This window comes from Levilactobacillus cerevisiae, from assembly GCF_003946245.1.
GTDB classification, from domain to species: domain Bacteria; phylum Bacillota; class Bacilli; order Lactobacillales; family Lactobacillaceae; genus Levilactobacillus; species Levilactobacillus cerevisiae.
This window is the reverse complement of sequence record NZ_RHNN01000006.1, coordinates 1-18,229: the sequence shown is the minus strand read 5'-3', so window position 1 is coordinate 18,229 and position 18,229 is coordinate 1. Positions and strand designations below refer to the sequence as shown.

Sequence of the window (18,229 nt, the reverse complement as noted above, 5' to 3'; positions counted from 1 at the left end):
TGATTGGCTCCTGACCACCTGGCAAAGAAAGTAGGTCTCAAATGAAAATTATTGGCCACACAACCACGACCGACATCATGAACAACGACGTCGCCTACATGATCTTACGGAAACGGATATAATTGGGGGCGATCCTTTGGAAAACACCCACCGCTACTGGGTTCCCGCGGGCGCTGATATTTACGACTCTGCCAACTATTTAGAACCGCTGGATGAGATTAATATTAATTTCGACGCGGACTACCACCTCTACCGGCAAAAGTTCGGATTCCTTTTCCCGGCCGAAATCACTGCCGCCCGAGAAAAGTTGGAACTAACTCTGCCCGAAGCCGCCTTAGTGCTTGACCTGCCATTAAAAATTCTCACCCGCATTGAGCAGCATCTGCAACTCCAGTCCTATCCCCAGGAAATTGCGCTACGGCTTTTGTCGCAACCAACGAGCCTGCGAACGCTGATCCAGCAACACCGAGCCTTGATTGTCGCCCGGGCTGACGCGAACCAGATTGATTCGACGGCGCTGTTTGCTAAGCTTGATTTAACCGAATAAGACTGACCCCCGAGAGGCTACGACCACGGTTGTAGCCTCTTTGATATGTCCAAATTTATCTACCCCCGGGCAAGTCACAACAATGAACACAACCCTGCCAACTCCAGCGCCGCCACCTTGACGACGACCAGTGCACGCCAAAAATGTAACCGTTTCCTAAGAGATTCTTATTTAACACTTAGGAAAGGCCAATAGTTGCGGGGCCGAATTACTTGTACACTACCCTTAGAGTTACGGCGGTGGGCCCTTTTGCCGCCAAACGTTGTCCAATCTGCCTAGGAGGCTCCCCCAATGCAAAAATCAGCAACACTGTCCCCCGCGCTTCCCCCGAAAGCGAAAACGCGGTCCTTTTCCTACAAGGGCTTCTTACCTTTCCTCATCCCCGTGCTAGTCGTTGTCATCTGGCAACTCAGCAGTAGCATGGGCTGGCTGTCCAGCAACATTTTGCCCTCCCCCTGGGCCGTGTTGCAGGACGGCATCACGCTCACCAAGACCGGTGAACTTCCCAAAAATATGAGCATCAGTCTCTACCGGGCCACCCTTGGCCTGATTATCGGCGGTGGCCTCGGCCTCATCCTGGGCTTTCTCAACGGGATGTCCAACACGGCACGCCTACTGTTTGACTCCTCGATCCAAATGGTCCGGAACATTCCCCACCTGGCCCTGATTCCGCTCATCATCATCTGGCTAGGCATCAACGAGTCCGCCAAGATTTCCCTGGTGGCCATCGGAACCATGTTTCCCGTCTACATCAACACGTTCAACGGGATTCGCAACGTCGACCCCGACCTGATTGAAATGGGTAAGTCCTACGACATGTCCAACCGGCAATTATTTCAGAAAATTATCTTTCCGGCGGCCTTGCCCCAAGTCCTAGTCGGTGTCCGCTACGCCCTTGGCGTGATGTGGACCACCTTGATTGTGGCCGAAACCATTTCCGCCAACTCCGGTATCGGCTACATGTCGACCAACGCCGAAGACTTCGTCGACATGGAAACCGTCATCTTGTGTATCGTCATTTACGCCATCCTCGGGAAAATTTCCGACCTCGTCGCCAAGAGTTTTGAAACGCTCTTCCTGGACTGGCAAACGCTGGGAAGGAGTGGCAAATAATGGCCGACACGAAACCTGAAATTACGATTGATCACATTGGTAAGGACTACGGCGAGTTGACCGCTTTGAGCGATGTCAGTTTTAACATTGAGCCCGGCGAATTCCTGGCGATGGTCGGCATGAGTGGTGGCGGGAAAAGTACCCTACTGCGAATGATTGCGAACCTGGAAACGCCGACCCGTGGCCAAGTCCTGTTCAACCACCAAACGCGCGAAGAATCCCAGGTCGTGATCCGCATGATGTTCCAAGAAGACCGGCTGTTACCGTGGATGACGGTGCTCGATAATCTGTCCTTCAAGAGCCACGACACCACGCAACAGGCCGAAGCCAAAAAGTTGCTCCACCTGGTCGGTCTGGACGACTACGCGCAACACTTCCCCAACCAGCTGTCTGGTGGGCAGAAGCAACGGGTCGCCTTGGCCCGTGCGCTAATGTCGCACCCGCAAGTCCTACTGTTGGACGAACCCCTCGGCGCCCTGGATGCCCTGACCCGCCGGAAGATGCAGGACCTGATTTTGCACATCTGTGAGCAACAGGAACTGACCACCGTGCTGGTCACCCACGACGTCAACGAGGCGGCCCGGATGGCTGACAGAATCGTCGTCATGAAACACGAAACCAACTACGCGGAGTTCACGGGCCCCGCCGACCGCCACGATGCTGGCCAAGTTGGGGTGGTGGCCGAGAATGTCTTGGCAGCCATTTTGCATGACAAGGAAGAACTGAACGCCTAACTAAAAAATCCCGACTGCCAATTTGGCGTAGTCGGGATTTTCTTTCGGAACTTTTTATTAAACGCCTTAGCGGCGACATTATCTAAACCTGCTGATGGCCTCTTTTCAAAGTTAAGCCTCCGTAGACAGTCATCACTTATTGTGGCTGAAAGTCGCCAGTCCAGCGATGATTGCCATTAAAATAATGGCGAAAAACTGTTCTAACCGGAGGAGGCCAGAGATGGAGGCAGCTGTGTCGACGACGTTAGCTGAGCGGTCTTCTCAGGTTACGTCGTGGGACGCGTTTGGAGACTGGCGAACTTTGACAGGCTTCAAACCGAGCCAGAGGACCGCTCCTCAGGCCGCAGGCGGTCCCCACAGACGCCGGAATCTCTGGCAGCCGCAGGTGGCAATTTTCACCTAATCTAGTTGTTTAGTCCTTTGTTAGCTGGATTTTCTTTCGCAATTTTTTACTTAAAAATGCTAATCTCGCTCAGGGCATTTCGCAAATTGATGGCATCCCACGGCATGTGCTCGGCAATGCTGAAGCCCACCACATCCGTGTGGGCACTGACATCGCGCATCAAGCGCACCACTTGTCGTAGGGCCAGTTGCCCCACGGCTGCGCCAAAATCGTTCACGTCCGTGTTGGGTTGCGCTGGCAAAATGGACCGGAAATCCGCTGGCGTGAGCGCGTCTAAGTCAAAGTGCACGGCCACGTGGTCGATCTTTTCCGCCGCTAGCCAATCCAATACGGACTGACTGTCGCTGGCGATGTCTTCCGGGGTGGCGTAACGGATGCCCAGGGTGTCGACCGACTGATCCATCGGCCGCAACGCTGCGTGGTCCAGTCCGGCGTACATAATTTGGCGTGGCAACAGGGGGTTCTTCACCGCCCGGCTGAAATCAGGCTCCCCTTTGCCCAGTAAGTCCGCAACCACCATTTCATGTAGGTGATGCGAGGTGCTGGGGTCGGCGATGTCCGGGTGCACGTCCAGCCAAATCACGCCGAAGTGTTCCCCGTACTTGCCACTCAGATAATCGAAGGGCGCCTCTGAAATGGAACAGTCCCCGCCGGCCGTGATGACGCGATCGGGGTGCTTGACGGCCAGGATCGACCGGGTCTCCGCCATCTGTTTCAACAGGACCGGTTTGCCATCGACGCCATCCGCCGCGGTGTTGTGCTCACTGGTCTCGGCCACCGGCACGTGAATCGTTTCCGCCGCAGTATCCGGTGGTAACACGGCCGCCAGAAGCTGCGCGCCAAAGAGGTAGTCGGGGTTCGCCCCACCTTGCCACTGCGGTAAAATCAACCGAACTGTTCGTTGCTTCGTCATGAGAAACTGCCACCCTTCCATTTGTGAAATAACTAACTACCCATAGTTTATTTCACCTGGTCCGGATTAGCAAATACTTCGATGCAGTAGGCCTTCTGACCACAGTGGGGACAGGTCAGCTTACGCGCTCGCGGATTGTGGCCAGCCCAGAATGCCGCCCAGAACCGCGGTTGAAAGGTCGTCTGACAATTTGGGCAGACGTAGGCTACGGCGCGCATGTACCCGCGCATCAACCAGGTGGCCACGATGACGGCAACCACCATGGTGCCACCGAAGACCCACCAGTTGCCCGTCTGCCAGGAATAAACCAATCCGGCAACTTCCAAGGCATCCATGACCAGGCCGCCGCTAACTAATTTCACGCGTACTTGTTTCAAACGACGATGGTTTTCCATGAGTCGATCCATGTCCTGAATGGATTTGAGGGATAAATTGGTCGCGCCGGCCAAGCTCTTCTGGACCGCCGCTACCGACCGTAACTGGGCGGTTACCACGTCCCGGTCGTGCGTCAGCCGTTTGGCCTGTTCCGCCAGCAGAAGCGTCAAAACCTGTTGGCCGTTGTCGCTGGTCAAAATTTCTTGAATCGCCGCCAGCTTCAGCCCCAGACTTTTCAGTAACAAAATCAATTTCAAACGTTCATAGTCGGCGTCGCCATAAATCCGGCGGCCACCGTCTGAAATTGTGCGGGGGGTTAACACGTGCTTTTGATCATAGTACTGCAGCGTCCGCACAGAAACGCCGGCCAGCTTGGCCAATTCTCCCGTCGTGTATGTTGGCATGGATCTCACCTCCTGAGTCTAGTTATAGCGGATGACGCCGCGTAACTAGCAAGCCTTTTGTTCAATTATACGAAAATAACCTGGGAAATATCAACGGTATCCGATATTTCCCAGGTTATTTTAACTTACAGCAATCTTCTTTCACTAAAAGGTCCTACTGTTTCAACCGCTATCTGAAGCACTCCGTGACACGGAATTCACTTACTGAGTGACGACTCCTGACGTAACATATGATTTAGATTAAATGACTTCATTGCAGTATAGCCCGCCTGCGTTAGTAAGGGGCGTACATTATGAATGGCTTGATCGACAGACATTGGTGATACCGTCGAAGAGAGAACAAGATCAACGCCAGCATCATACACAGTTCGAATGTTTTCTCCAATACTACCTGCAATTAAAATCACTGGTAAACCATGTTTTTTAGCCAAGCGAGTAACACCAATTGGTGCTTTTCCCATAAGAGACTGACCATCAATCTGGCCCTCACCCGTAATAACTAAGTCCACTTTAGAAATCTGATCATCAAGCTGTGTCAGCTGAATGATTTGGTCAATTCCTGACTCTAGGTGTCCACCCAAAAATACGAGAATTCCAAACCCTGTTCCGCCAGCGGCCCCTGAGCCCGCGACTTCAGCACAATCAAGCCTTTGATGTTGCTTCAAAACTTGATTTAAATGACCCAAGCCACTATCCAGCAAATGCACTTTCTCTGTATCAGCACCTTTTTGAGGACCAAAAATAGCTGATGCCCCTTGAGGACCTGTTAGTGGGTTTCCGACATCCGTCAACCCAATAATAGTTGTTTCTGCCAACCGACTATCCATTCCACATAAATCAACATGGTCTAACTGTAATAGGCCAAAACCACCCAATGGTAATTCTTGATTAGTAGCGTCGTAGAAATGTGCGCCCAATGCTTGTGCCATGCCAACCCCACCGTCATTGGTTGCACTGCCACCAAGACCAATATAAATTTTCGAAGCGCCATGATTCAGCGCTGAGTGAATTAGCTGACCAACACCATAGGTCGTCGTTAGCAACGGATCAAGATCACCTTTGGCCAAATTTAGCCCTGCCGCCTCAGCAACCTCAATAATAGCCGTCTCTTCATCGATCATCCCCCAATGAGCTATCACATTATTTCCCAAAGGTCCCATAACCGCTTCGTTCTGAATTTTGCCACCAACTGCTGTCAAAACACTGGTGACAGTCCCCTCACCGCCATCAGCAATAGGAACAGTCGTCACTTGAATTGTTGGGTCAGCTTGATGGGCCCCTGTGGCAATATAATCTGCCACCTCAACTGATGTGGCGCTTCCTTTAAAAGAATCTGATGCAATCAGTACCCTAGTCATAAGAAAAACCTCAATTCGTGGTCTCAAACCCCACTAATTTATTAATTTCAATCTTCATGTCATCAAGTACTTCACCGCTCGAAGGTAAGCTTGGTAACATCGGGTTGCCAACATTCATTCCTAATAAATTGGCCATATCCTTAGTCGCAACAGGGAAGCTGGCGTTATTCTGAACCAGTCGCGCAGGATTAAACCGATACTGTGCTTTTCGTGACCCCACATAGTCACCGTCTTCAAATTTATCATAGATATCAACAACTTCATTTACTAGCCCATTGGCTGTCGAACAAACACTCCCATATGAACCGGCACAAAGCCCTAAGAAAATCAATGTATCTTTGCCAGTAAACGCATGAAAGTCAATGTCCTGAGTCATCCGGACGACTTCACTAAAGTAAGTCATATCACCGCTTGAATCCTTAACACCAACAACGTTCTCAACATCATGTGCCAAGTCACTAACTAAAGACGCATTCAGGCGATATCCTACTCGGGGATTATTGTATAACAGCATCGGCAAATTGGGAACCGCGCTAGCAATCCGCTTAAAATGTCCGTACAATTCTTTATCCGTTGGCTTAAGAAACATGGGTTGCAACACCGAAATTCCATCCGCACCCAATTTTTCAGCCATCTTGGCAAGTTTAACCCCGTGACTGGTTCTAATAGGTCCCATGCCAAAATAAACTGGAACTCGACCGTCAGTTTCATCAATGATGACTTTAAAAATAGTGGCCATTTCATCGTCCGTGAGCATATAGAACTCAGAATTACTCCCAAATGCCAATATTCCTTGCACACCACCATTTATAACATGATCAACTACTTCTCGAAGCTTAGTTTCGTTCACACTCTCGTCATCATTAAAAGGGATCAATAGTGGAACAATTATACCTTTTATTTTACTAATATCCATGATTAATTTTCCTTTCTCTTAACGAACCAGTGCTGGTTGCTTTGGATTAAATTGCCAATTAGGAATCAAGTACTGCATAGTTTTGGCATCATCACGGGCGCCCAAATTATTCTCAACGTATAACTTATTAGCCTCTTTAATCGCCTCTAAGTCAATTTCCACTCCCAATCCTTCATTCGAAGCTGGCACGGATAACTGGCCATCGTCAATCTTGTATGGATTCTTTGTTAGATTTTGACCATCTTGCCAAATCCAGTGGGTGTCAATAGCATAAATATCTCCAGGAGCCGCAGCGGCTGTATTTGCCACCATTGCTAACGAAATGTCAAAATGATTGTTTGAGTGGATACCCCAGTTCAATCCGAATTCATGGCACATCTGAGCAACACGAACGGATCCTTCCATAGTCCAGAAGTGAGGATCAGCTAAAGGAACCGAAACACTATCAAGAGCAATAGCATGGGCCATTTGGCGCCAATCAGTATCTACCATGTTTGTAGCAGTTGGCAAGTATGTTGCCTTCCGAAACTCCGATAAGATTTCTCTACCGGAAAATCCTTCTTCTGCACCACAAGGATCCTCAGCATATGTTAGAATTCCTTCGAGTTCTGACGCATAATGAATGGCATCCTTGAGTGACCAGGCACCATTAGGATCCAAGTCCAGTTTTGCTTCGGGAAATGCTTCATGCAGTGCCTTAATAGCAGCAACTTCTTGTTCACCATCGAATACGCCACCCTTAAGTTTGAAGGTTTTAAATCCATACCGACTGTATGCTGCCTGCGCTTGCTTAACAATGGCATCTGGCGTCAACGCGGGCTCGCGTCGAACACGCCCCCAATCATCACTGGCGTCATCATGAGTAATATAGTCTAAGTCCGTCTTAGATTTATCGCCGACGTAGAAAAGATAGCCTAAAACATCAATTTTTTCTCTCACCTGGCCATCGCCCAATAGTGCTGCCACTGGCACGTGAAAATGTTTCCCTAGAAGATCTAGGAAGGCCGCCTCCACTGCTGTAACAGCATGGATAGTCGTACGTTGGTCAAAAGTTTGTTGTCCTCTGCCACCCGCATCTAAGTACGAAAACTTGTCACGCATTGTTTGCAGCACGCTTTTGTACTCGCCTAGAGTTTTACCAACTACTAAGTCGCGTGAATTTAGTAGAATTTCAGTAATTTTCTCCCCGCCAGGAACCTCACCAACTCCAATTTGATCATTCTCAGTAGTTAATATCACCACATTGCGTGTGAAGTACGGTCCATGAGCCCCGCTTAGGTTAAGTAGCATACTGTCCTTACCTGCAACTGGGTAAACATCCATTTTTACAATTTTAGGAACTGACATATTGCTCATCCTTTCGCTTTTTGAGGTAAAAGAAAATGGGATAACAAATTAATCCCATTTTTTAGTTCTAATAGCGCTTAGTTAATCAATCGTCAAGTCGTTCATTTTTTCATAGAACTTAGCAATGGCAGCGTGATCATCACTCCCATTACCATCATTCTTAACAACCTGTAAGATTTCCATTACTTCAGCAGTTAATGGTAATCCAACGTTTAGAGCGTGTGACGTATCCAAAGCATTTTGTAAATCTTTGATGTGTAAGTCAATCCGAAATCCCGGATTGAAATTCCGATCAATCATCATTGGGACTTTAGCATCCATGACCGTGCTACCAGCTAAACCAGTATGAATCGCATCAAAAACCATCTTTGGATCAAGCCCAGCCTTTTTAGCCAAGGCAAATCCTTCGCTAACTGCAGCAATATTCAAGGCTACAATAACTTGGTTTGCTAACTTTGTCGTATTCCCAGCACCCACTGCACCGACGTAAGTTACTGAGCCACCAATTACCTCCAGCAACGGTTTATTCTTTTCATACAGATTCTTATCACCACCAACCATGATTGCAATGGAACCATCGATTGCTTTGGGTTCTCCACCAGAAACAGGCGCATCCAAGAAACCAACTTGCTGCTCTGCCAGACGTTTGGCAAATCCCTGACTAGCTAACGGATTAATTGAGCTCATATCAATAACGGTTTTACCTGCTGACAACCCTTCAGCAACCCCACCCTCATCAAAAAGTGCTGCTTCCACGTTTGGGGAGTTCGGAACCATAGTGAAAATAACATCCGAGCCTTGCGCAACTTCTTTCCCAGAAGTCGCGGCAACCGCACCCATTTCAACCAGCTCTTGGACAGCTTTTTTTTCGAAGTCAAACACAACAAGATCATGACCCGCCTTAACCAAATTCTTTGCCATTGGCTTACCCATGATACCTAATCCAATAAATCCAAGTTTCATAATAATTTTGCCCCTTTCAAATCTTACTTCTACACTTAGAAGTATAAGTTAAATTACCTATGAATTAATTAACCAAATTCTCTAAGTTTCCAACACTAATTTGTGCAATTACACAAATGATAGCGGTTACATTCGTCTAACGAAAGGCCCCCGTTAACAATCCCAGTCCAATCCAGACGAGGCTCATTCCCCAAATTGGAATGAATGCATATTTTACATACTGTTGCAGATCAACTGCCCCGTGCGTTAAATCAATACCGATGTAAATTTGTGGTTGAGCGATTGGCGTTAACAATGCCCCCATGTTCATGAACAACGTCACGATAACAATATCCGCGGGAACACCATATGCTTTCATCAAAGATACAATAATTGGCATCAACACATAATACCAGGTATCGTTGGTAAAGATGAACATTAACGGCGTACTGAACACAGCGATGATGATGTAAATCCACGGCCCCATTGAACTTGGAATGATTTTAACTAACGTATCAACCATGGCTTTCATCATGCCACTGTATTGCATGACCCCAACAACAACTCCTGATAGTAAAATTGCTGGCATAATTGGCAAGAGTGAACTGGCATACTTCTTCAGCAGCTTATTCTGCTGCTTTAAGTCTGGAAAATTGTAAGCTAAGGCAATCACAAGTCCGAAAGCGAAAACATAATAAGAAGGAATGGACGGCATTAAGCATAGTGCCATAATAACCAAGATAGTCAAGGTGACATTAATCCAAAAAAGCTTAGGACGACTGAGCTCTGGATCATCCACGATATCACTAATGTCGACCTTTCCAGCAGTCATATCACTCGTAGCACACTCTTTTTTGATTAGGCGTTGCTCACGAAAGCCTAAGTATGCCGCCATTAAAAATAGAAGAACAGTGAAAATGATTTGTGTTGGAAACATCATTCCAAATAAGTGATTCGCCCCACCAGAAATATTGGGAATCAGCGAAGCACTTCGAAGCATCCGTGCACTCCACGGAACGTCAAACGTATTAATTGCCCCAACGGTTGTCAAGAACACCAAGATGATTGGCTTCATATGTAACTTCTGGTAAAACGGTAACAGTAACGGAATCGTGATTAAGTAAATTGAAGTAATACTGACGTCAAAACCGGTAATCATTGCAATTAGAAGTGTTAGACACGTTAAAACAATTGGATTCAAATTAATATGTTTTAGAATTCTGCGGACGATACCGTTAAAGAATCCGGTATCTGCCATCAAAAGAAAATACGGCAAGGAAAACAGCATGATCAAAGCGACCGGAGTTGTCATACCCAGTCCTTTGGTCAGATAACCACCAATTTGAGTCGGGGAAGCTCCAACCAGGATTGCGCCAAGGATTGGGATTACGGTGAACGCAAACATCGTACTCGTTTTCTGCTTCAACAAGACCCAAACAATGACAATCATCATAACAAAACCAATAATTGCTGGATAACTCATTCAAATTCGCCAACTTTCTAAGATTTGATTCGTTAATGTTATTTTCTGAGCAAACGATCAAGTAAGCACGCCTTACGTTTTTTATATTATCTGCAATGAGTCGCTTCAGCAACGGACAAAACGCCCAAATTTTTTTATTCTTTTTTGTAAAATTGAATGCGCTTCCTTTATGGCGCGAAAAGCAATTAACCGGCTATTGAAAAAATTCTATTTATGGGTTTAAATGAAGTACAGACATTTCTTTTTTCTAAATCAATATTAGTAAATTGGTTCGAAAGTGATTGAGCCCGATTGAAATCAATATCACAAGCACTTGTTTCAAGAGAAAAGTGACACTGACCCATTTTTTATTTGATTTATTTTAGCATTGAGAAAGTAGGGAAATTTATGACAATTGATCCTGTATTAGCACAATCTATTGTTAACAAGATGATGGCTCAGATTCCATATAATATTAATATGATGGACGAACATGGTTATGTAATCGCAAGTGGGGATGACACTCGAATCAACACGTTACATGTTGGTGCACTAAACGCCATCGAACAAAAAAAGACACTTCCAATGGATCGTTCATTTGGCCAACATGGACAGCCAGGAATCAACATGCCAGTTTTTTTTGATCAGAAAATTGTCGGCGTGATTGGCATCACAGGTGATCCCGATAAAGTAACACCATTAGCTTCACTACTTCGAATTGCAACCGAGCTTTTATTGAGTCAAAATCAAATCAATTTACGGGAGAAGAAAAAGGAAAACGCCTTAAATCGTTTTTTATATCAGTGGTCTCAAGTAAGTAGTGGCATCGAAGCCAAAACAGATTTACTGCTTGAAGCTAGCCAACTGAGTATTGACGTCTTAAAAAAACGAACCGCCATAGCCGTTGAACTCCATACACTTCCAATGAGTCTGCTGGATCCAACTGATTTTCAGCTCTCGCTATCTGCTAGTACAATTATTGTACTGACAACACAGACCACAACAATCAATCGGTTTTGTGCTTATTGTCAAAAGGAAAAAATTAGCATTGGCATTGGCTCTGCGCAGCAGAATATTGGAATATCAGTCACACAAGCCTTAGAAACAATTAAAATTAGTCATATTTTTAATCGCTCTGATTTAATTCAATTTTCACAAGTAGCTTTTATTAATACCCTGTTAAAAAGTCATCTTTCAATTGCAGAAATCATGCAGAAATTCCAGAAGACCAGTCAAAGTGAATCAGGTCTTGATCTTATAAAGACATTAGGAATGTACATTCGTCATAGTGGCAATATGGCGCAAACAGCCAAAGCAATGCATATTCACAGAAATACACTAGGATATCGCCTGAGTAAAATCCATGATGACTTCAACTTAGATCCGCATGACTTTGTAGAACTTTTTGAGTTATACTTAGGCTACATTTACTACAAGAATGCTAACTACCAGTTCACACAGCACACAACTAAAACTCTCGACTAACTCCTAGCGTGGTGTAGCTGCATAGTTTGCAATTGAATTTTAGCGGCTGTTGACGATCAAATAGGTTCCTGGTTCAACATCACACCAATTGACACTCACTCCATTTAACAAGATGACCAGCAACTTTGCAATAACGCCCTGACCATTCAAAACGGAAATTTGTAATCCCAAGGTGTCTAGGGTTGGGTATCAATACTAGTCTTACTAAATGGGCTGCCACTCAAAGCTCTATAAAGGACTTAGTTCACATGACCGGAGTAACGCTATAATCATGCGACATTTAATTTCTCACCAGTTATTTGAATCTTAAGATACCAGCTTCACAGCACTAACTCTGCTATACCTTCTGCTGATATGTTAAAGTGCCTAAAATTCCATCTAATTTCTTGATAAGCCTGCCTATTGTATGCGAATAGTGAAAAAGATAACATGAAGTTGCAAGATTGAAAGCGCTTCACTTTCTTTTTTTCTGTACGTTTAGTTAATACTCGACCAAGGAGGTTTTCATTCTATGTTAAAACACGTTGTTAAAATGAGACCAGAAGACAATGTTGCTATTGCTGTACACGACTTACATATTGGTGACAAAATTACTGGTGATATTGTGGCAAATGCTGAAATTCCGCAAGCACATAAAATCGCCCTGACAAACTTGACTAAGGGCCAGCCCGTTCTTCGGTATGGTGTAATTCTGGGCTACGCTAAGGAAGACATCCATGCAGGTGATTGGATTAATGAAACAAGCCTAGAACTTCCCCCTTCACCTGACCTCAGCAAACTCACCTATGGCGAGAATATCAAAAAAGACCTGCCCAAGCCTGATCGCACAACATTTATGGGCTATGAAGTTCCCGGTAATCAATATTCTGGAACACGAAATATTTTGGGAATTCAAACAACTGTTCAATGCGTTGTTGGGGTTCTAAAAGTAGCAGTTGATCAAATAAAGGCAGAACTCCTTCCAAAATATCCCAATGTTGACGATGTCGTTGTAGTCAGTCATGCTTATGGCTGTGGTGTAGCCATTGATGCTCCAGAAGCTAAATTTCCTATTCGTGAAATTAAAAATATCATGAAGAATCCTAACTTTGGTGGGCAACTAATGGTCATCGGTTTGGGATGTGAAAAGCTCACACCCAATCGGATTATGGAAGCCGAAGATATTAATGATGACAACTTATTATTTCTACAAAATTTTAAAGGTTTCGAAAAAATGATTCTTGCCATAAGACAAATGGCAGAAAAAAAACTAGCTATTCTGAACACTCATACCAGAACTGAACAGCCTCTCAGCAAATTATCAGTAGGCTTCCAGTGTGGTGGTAGTGATGCTTTCTCTGGTGTCACTGGAAATCCTGCGGCAGGCTATGCTTCTGATCTATTAGTTGCTGCAGGTGGTACCGCCATGTTTTCCGAAGTTACTGAAGTTCGTGATGGTGTTAACTTTATCGCTCAACGAATTCCCGATCAGCCCAACTGCAATAAGTTAGTAAAGGAGATGTCCTGGTACGACAACTACCTTGCTAAGGGTGGTGTTGATCGCTCCGCAAACCCAACCCCTGGAAATCGTAAGGGCGGCCTCTCAACTATCGTTGAAAAATCTATGGGATCAATTGCAAAATCGGGAACAGCACCAATTTCGCAAGTTGTTAGTGCTGGCGAAATTCCTACAAAGCGTGGATTGATTTTCAATGCAACTCCCGCTGGAGACTTCACTTGTGGCCCGATGCAACTGGCTTCTGGTATGGGTCTTGAAGTCTTTGTAACCGGTCGCGGAACACCTTACAATTTAGAGGCCGCACCTGTCATTAAGGTCTGCACACGGACTGATCTCAAAGAATTTTGGCAGGACTTAATTGATGTAAACGCCGGTAAAATTGCAACTGGTGAGTTGAGCGTTAAGGAACTGGGCACAGAGCTTTTTAACTTCATCGTTGATGTTGCCAGTGGTGAAAAACCCGCAGCTGAACGTTTAAAGCTTTTTAATGACATTGTCATTTTCAATCCGGCACCAATGACATAATCTTATTTTTCTCTTACCATCCAGTAGAAGCGGATGCATTAAATTCTATGTTTCCTATTTATAAAAAAATCGATCAAGCCTCGAGAGGCTGATCGATTTTTCTTTGTACACTACTTATTAAAGTAAGTCACCGCATCGCTAACGGTAATCTTCTTCGTCGTAATGCCATTCTTGTAGAAGTTATCCGCCATCTCTTGTTGTTCCTTAACCACGCTAGCGTACATGCCGCGAATGCTGTAATGGCGCCGTTCAACCATCTTGCGAACGACGGACTTCTTCAGCTTCAGCGACTTGCTGAGCATGTTGATCAGCTTGGTGTGGTGGGTATCCGCCCACTGCATGTCGTCTTCCAGATAGGAAACCAAGTACTTGGAAACGGTCTTATGCGCCTTAGCATATTTTTGCAAGGACAAAATATAATCCCGGTTATTACTCATCCCGACCCCGGTGCTCAGCGCCTTGGCGTTTTCCGTCAATTCTGCTTGCGCCGTGTAGGGATCCCAGGTGACCCACGCATCAATCTTACCCTTGGCAAAGGCCACGCTGGCCGACGATTGGTCCATGTTGACCCAGTCGACGTCATCGACACTCAGGCCGGCCTTCTCAACCAGTTGGAGCAACAGGTATTGCGAACTGGTTCCTTTGGTGTAGGCAATCTTCTTGCCCTTCAAGTCCTTCAGCGAGTTGATGCCGCTGTTCTTCTTGACCAGGATGCCGGAACCCTTGGCCTTCGTCGACCCCACGGCCACGTATGCCAAGTCCGTTCCCGCAGATTGCGCCGTCACGGGTGGCGTGTCACCGGCCCGGGCGTAGTCAATACTCCCGGACTTCAGCGCCTGCATTAAGGCGTTCCCGTCTTGGAATTGCTTGAGGACTAATTTGTAACCCTTGGCTTTCATTTTCTTAACGAGTTGGCCGCGTTCCTTGGCAATATCAAAGGGATCCCCCTTCTGGTAGCCGACCGTGACCGTGGTCAAACCGTTACTGTGACCGCTGGTAGCGCTATCCGTTTGGCGATAGCCGTAGTAAGCCACACCGGCCCAGAGGACCAGAACGATACCCACTACCCATTTTAAAAATGTCCGCTTGGTTTTACTCATGCACCCTCACCTAACTGTTCAGCATCGTTAACCACTAAATCACGTAACTTCGGCCGCAAGACCTTCCCCGTCGCGTTCCGGGGGTAATCGTGAACGAACAGGACCCGCTTGGGCTGTTCGTAGCCCGCCAAAGCCTTCTTCGCTTGGTCGAAAATGGCTGCTTCCTGTTCCGCTTGCGAGCCACTGCCCGGCCGACTGATGACGACCGCCGTAACGGATTCACCGTACAAGTCATCGGGCGTACCGATCACGGTGATTTCCTTAATAAATTCAAGTTCGCTCAAGACATTTTCCACCCGCGCCGGTGCAACTTTTTCGCCACCCACGCTGATGATGTCCTTCTTTCGCCCGTTGATGTAGAGGTAGCCATCATCATCGAAGTAACCGAGATCACCAGTCAGGAACCAGCCGTCCTTGAAGGAATCGGGATGGGGATCCATATAAGACTTGATCACGTGGTCGCCGCGCACCGCGATTTCCCCAGATTGGCCGGGCTCCGTGGTGAAGTCACCGTCGACCAGGATGGCCATGTCGGTGCCCACGGGCAAGCCCACGGAGCCAACCTTAGGCTTATCAAATGGGTTCAACGTGCATTGGCTGGCGGTTTCGGTCATGCCATAGCCTTCCAAGATCCGCGTGTGATAGGTGTCCTCGAAGTCCGTCAATTTTTCTAGGGGCAAGGAAAACGAGGAGCAACGGACGAACCGCAGATGGGTCTGGTCGTTGTAGGCCGCCTTGGCCTTGTCGTTTAACAGCAAAATGTTGATGATGGTGGGGACAACGGAGGCCCAGGTGACGCCGTTCGTTTGGACCTGGGGCCAGAAGCGACTCGCAGAGAACTTAGGCGTGATCACCATTTTCCCACTGGACAAACGGGTGGACAGAACGGAAACGACCTGCGCGTTGATGTGGAACATGGGCATGGTGATCAGCGTAGTGTCGGCGGCCGTTAACTTGTGGGCGTCGATGTCGTGCTGGGCGCCGTGCCGGATCAGGTCGTGAGTCAGGCCCACGCGTTTGGGCTTACCAGTCGTCCCGGACGTGTGTAAAATCAGCGCCAAGTCTTCCTCGGTTGGCGTTGCGGCAACGTGGCCGGTCACCGCCGTGTCACGGATGACCGTTAACTGATCAGCGGTGTTCAACGTCAAATCGGCCCGGGTCGTTTCCCGGTTGTCCACAACGGCGTCGACCAAATCAGCCGCCACAATCACAGCGGCGTAGTCGTGTTCCTTCAGGTCGGCCAACATTTCTGCGGCTGGCGTGTTGGCGGAAACGGGATTCATAACGGCTCCAATTTCCCAGATGGCTTGCGTCAAGACCGGGTACAACCCAGAGTTGGGCAGGCAAACGTACACAACATCGCCATGACCGATGTTTAAACCGCGGAGTTGATCGTCGAGTTGGTCCACGTCGGCAGCCAATTCAGCACCGGTATACCAGCGGTCGCGGGCCTCGTCCTTGATGATCTGGACGTTGGCATTTTCTTTTAATTGATTGGTTAATTTAAGCGTTATTTTTGACATGTGAACGTGCTCCTTTCGAGAACGGATGCCATTGTGGTCGGCCAATCAGGATGCCAAATGGCGGCACCTTGAAGCAGAACCAGGAGATCAGCAGTGCACCGCCGGCAACGAACAGGTACCCGACTGGCAGTAACAGCAGCAAGACCCAGGCTGGCAAATTAATTTGCGATAGAATCCCATCTAAAGCGAAGATGGGTAAACTTTGACAGAGATAAATCCCGAAAGAAACCTTGGAGAAGGCCTGGATCAGGTTGTCCAGCCAGTTCGGTAACCCGTGTTGGCGCGCCTTGGCGTACTGCAGGCCGAACCAGAGAACAAATAAAATCATAAAGCAATCGTAGATGAAAATGTACGGTTGGTGAACGGAGAAAATACCGGCGGGACTTAATTTCAGAACGTCACGGTCCCCAAAGAACAGGAAGACCGTCCCAATCGCCAGCAACCCGGCCATCCAGTTGATGAATCTGTGGTTCTTCTCAATGAACGCAATCACGTCATCGTAGTGAATCGCCACGAACCCACCCGCTAAGAAGTAGAACTGGTAAACAAACACGTTGTTCCCATAAGCCCGGAACCACCAGAGCCAGTTGCTGGTATCGACGTGGGGTAGCCAGTACTTGATGGCAATCATCAAGAGTAACTGGAAGCCCCCACTGATGCCGACAATGGCCAAATGGTGTTTCGGCAATTTCTTATACATGTAAACAATTGCCGGGAATAACAGGTACAGCTGGAAGGTTACCATGATGTAGTACATGTAGTATTCATTCCCGTACTGTAGCGCGTTTCCCAAATGGGCCCAATACTGCGGCCAATTAATTCCGCCGCTAGCAATCAGCGTCGCCACAATCATGATGATGGCGTTCCACGCAATGTAGGGAACCCCTGAACTGATATACCGCTTCTTCCAAAATCGTAGCCACTGATGATCACGGTTGTAGTAGTTCAGGACCAACACTAACCCCGTCATGAACATAAAGCCCATTCGCGTAAAATGTAACGCCAAATGGGTTGCTTCCAAAAGTAACTGACTATTCGTGGTATCAACTAGGCGACCCTCAAACGCTGTCGTGGTGTGGTTAAGCAACACCCCACCGATAAAAATGACCCGCATGAGATCAACCTCGTGTAAATACCGCCGTTTTTTCCGTTCGGCCACGGTCTCACCTCTTCAAATTATAACGGGCTCCCCCGTATTTAGTACGCCTTTAGTTATATCATCCAACCAACGCTGGCGTCCTGATGGTTTCTTAAACGCTAAATAAGAATTTCTTAGATAACGTTTACATTCCTTAACAAATCCAGCTAGGTAAACACAATCCTCTGTACAAACGGGAATATCGTCCAAAATTAGCGGCAACACTGTCTAAACCTGCCGGCTTACCGTTCGCCAAATTTAGGCCGGAACGCTGTGGCAAGAGTGTGGCAGATGGCGGTTAGCTGGCGAGCATTAACGGTGATAACCGAATAATCCTGGGCTTGGATTGTTTGGTTATCAGTGTTAAGCGGGTCTACACTTTCTGGTATTGGTGAATAACTAATACCGGTTTTTTGTCTGTTTTGAAAATCAGAAAAATAAAAAAG

At 47.1% G+C, this 18,229-nt stretch carries 16 protein-coding genes; 5 read left to right on the top strand and 11 right to left on the bottom strand.

The window, feature by feature from the left end:
* Positions 1–136: 136 nt before the first annotated feature.
* The 3 genes from EKM99_RS03550 (at position 137) to EKM99_RS03540 (ending at position 2,394) form a co-directional block, all read left to right on the top strand.
* Positions 137–547, top strand: a complete 411-nt coding sequence (locus EKM99_RS03550) for a hypothetical protein (protein WP_125581018.1) — start codon at positions 137–139, stop codon at positions 545–547.
* 291 nt (positions 548–838) lie between these two features.
* Complete coding sequence (locus EKM99_RS03545) at positions 839–1,660, top strand: ABC transporter permease subunit (protein ID WP_125581016.1); 822 nt, start codon at positions 839–841, stop codon at positions 1,658–1,660.
* On the top strand, positions 1,660–2,394 hold the full coding sequence (locus EKM99_RS03540; RefSeq protein ID WP_125581014.1) for an ABC transporter ATP-binding protein: 735 nt from the start codon (positions 1,660–1,662) through the stop codon (positions 2,392–2,394). The genes EKM99_RS03545 and EKM99_RS03540 overlap by 1 nt, the downstream gene beginning before the upstream one ends.
* A 449-nt stretch (positions 2,395–2,843) precedes the next feature.
* Here the strand turns inward: EKM99_RS03540 and EKM99_RS03535 are convergent, their stop codons facing one another.
* From EKM99_RS03535 to EKM99_RS03505, 7 genes are all read right to left on the bottom strand, one after another.
* A complete protein-coding gene (locus EKM99_RS03535; RefSeq protein WP_125581012.1) occupies positions 2,844–3,710 on the bottom strand; it encodes an arginase family protein in 867 nt (288 codons plus the stop codon).
* A gap of 47 nt (positions 3,711–3,757) precedes the next feature.
* Positions 3,758–4,489, bottom strand: a complete 732-nt coding sequence (locus tag EKM99_RS03530) for a MerR family transcriptional regulator (RefSeq protein WP_125581010.1) — start codon at positions 4,487–4,489, stop codon at positions 3,758–3,760.
* A gap of 197 nt (positions 4,490–4,686) precedes the next feature.
* On the bottom strand, positions 4,687–5,847 hold the full coding sequence (locus EKM99_RS03525; RefSeq protein WP_125581009.1) for a glycerate kinase: 1,161 nt from the start codon (positions 5,845–5,847) through the stop codon (positions 4,687–4,689).
* A gap of 10 nt (positions 5,848–5,857) precedes the next feature.
* A complete protein-coding gene (locus tag EKM99_RS03520; protein ID WP_125581007.1) occupies positions 5,858–6,763 on the bottom strand; it encodes a dihydrodipicolinate synthase family protein in 906 nt (301 codons plus the stop codon).
* An 18-nt stretch (positions 6,764–6,781) separates the two neighbouring features.
* On the bottom strand, positions 6,782–8,110 hold the full coding sequence (locus EKM99_RS03515; RefSeq protein WP_125581005.1) for an enolase C-terminal domain-like protein: 1,329 nt from the start codon (positions 8,108–8,110) through the stop codon (positions 6,782–6,784).
* Positions 8,111–8,191: 81 nt separating this feature from the next.
* Positions 8,192–9,073, bottom strand: coding sequence for a 2-hydroxy-3-oxopropionate reductase (garR, locus tag EKM99_RS03510; protein WP_125581003.1), 882 nt, complete (start codon positions 9,071–9,073; stop codon positions 8,192–8,194).
* Positions 9,074–9,209: 136 nt separating this feature from the next.
* Positions 9,210–10,535 carry a transporter permease gene (locus tag EKM99_RS03505; RefSeq protein WP_125581000.1) on the bottom strand — a complete coding sequence of 442 codons (1,326 nt, stop codon included), beginning with the start codon at positions 10,533–10,535 and terminating at the stop codon, positions 9,210–9,212.
* Positions 10,536–10,922: 387 nt separating this feature from the next.
* Between EKM99_RS03505 and EKM99_RS03500 the strand changes: the two genes are divergently transcribed.
* Both EKM99_RS03500 and EKM99_RS03495 read left to right on the top strand, forming a co-directional pair.
* Positions 10,923–11,999 carry a CdaR family transcriptional regulator gene (locus EKM99_RS03500; protein ID WP_125580998.1) on the top strand — a complete coding sequence of 359 codons (1,077 nt, stop codon included), beginning with the start codon at positions 10,923–10,925 and terminating at the stop codon, positions 11,997–11,999.
* Between the two features lie 511 nt (positions 12,000–12,510).
* Positions 12,511–14,022 carry a UxaA family hydrolase gene (locus EKM99_RS03495; RefSeq protein ID WP_125580996.1) on the top strand — a complete coding sequence of 504 codons (1,512 nt, stop codon included), beginning with the start codon at positions 12,511–12,513 and terminating at the stop codon, positions 14,020–14,022.
* A 110-nt stretch (positions 14,023–14,132) separates the two neighbouring features.
* Here the strand turns inward: EKM99_RS03495 and EKM99_RS03490 are convergent, their stop codons facing one another.
* The 4 genes from EKM99_RS03490 to EKM99_RS15985 form a co-directional block, all read right to left on the bottom strand.
* A complete protein-coding gene (locus tag EKM99_RS03490) occupies positions 14,133–15,122 on the bottom strand; it encodes an aliphatic sulfonate ABC transporter substrate-binding protein (protein WP_125580994.1) in 990 nt (329 codons plus the stop codon).
* Complete coding sequence (locus tag EKM99_RS03485; protein ID WP_125580992.1) at positions 15,119–16,645, bottom strand: AMP-binding protein; 1,527 nt, start codon at positions 16,643–16,645, stop codon at positions 15,119–15,121. The genes EKM99_RS03490 and EKM99_RS03485 overlap by 4 nt, the downstream gene beginning before the upstream one ends.
* Positions 16,626–17,804, bottom strand: a complete 1,179-nt coding sequence (locus EKM99_RS03480) for an acyltransferase (RefSeq protein ID WP_125580990.1) — start codon at positions 17,802–17,804, stop codon at positions 16,626–16,628. The genes EKM99_RS03485 and EKM99_RS03480 overlap by 20 nt, the downstream gene beginning before the upstream one ends.
* Before the next feature lie 221 nt (positions 17,805–18,025).
* Positions 18,026–18,229: hypothetical protein (locus EKM99_RS15985; RefSeq protein ID WP_225419769.1), on the bottom strand; the 204-nt coding region annotated here is incomplete at its 5' end.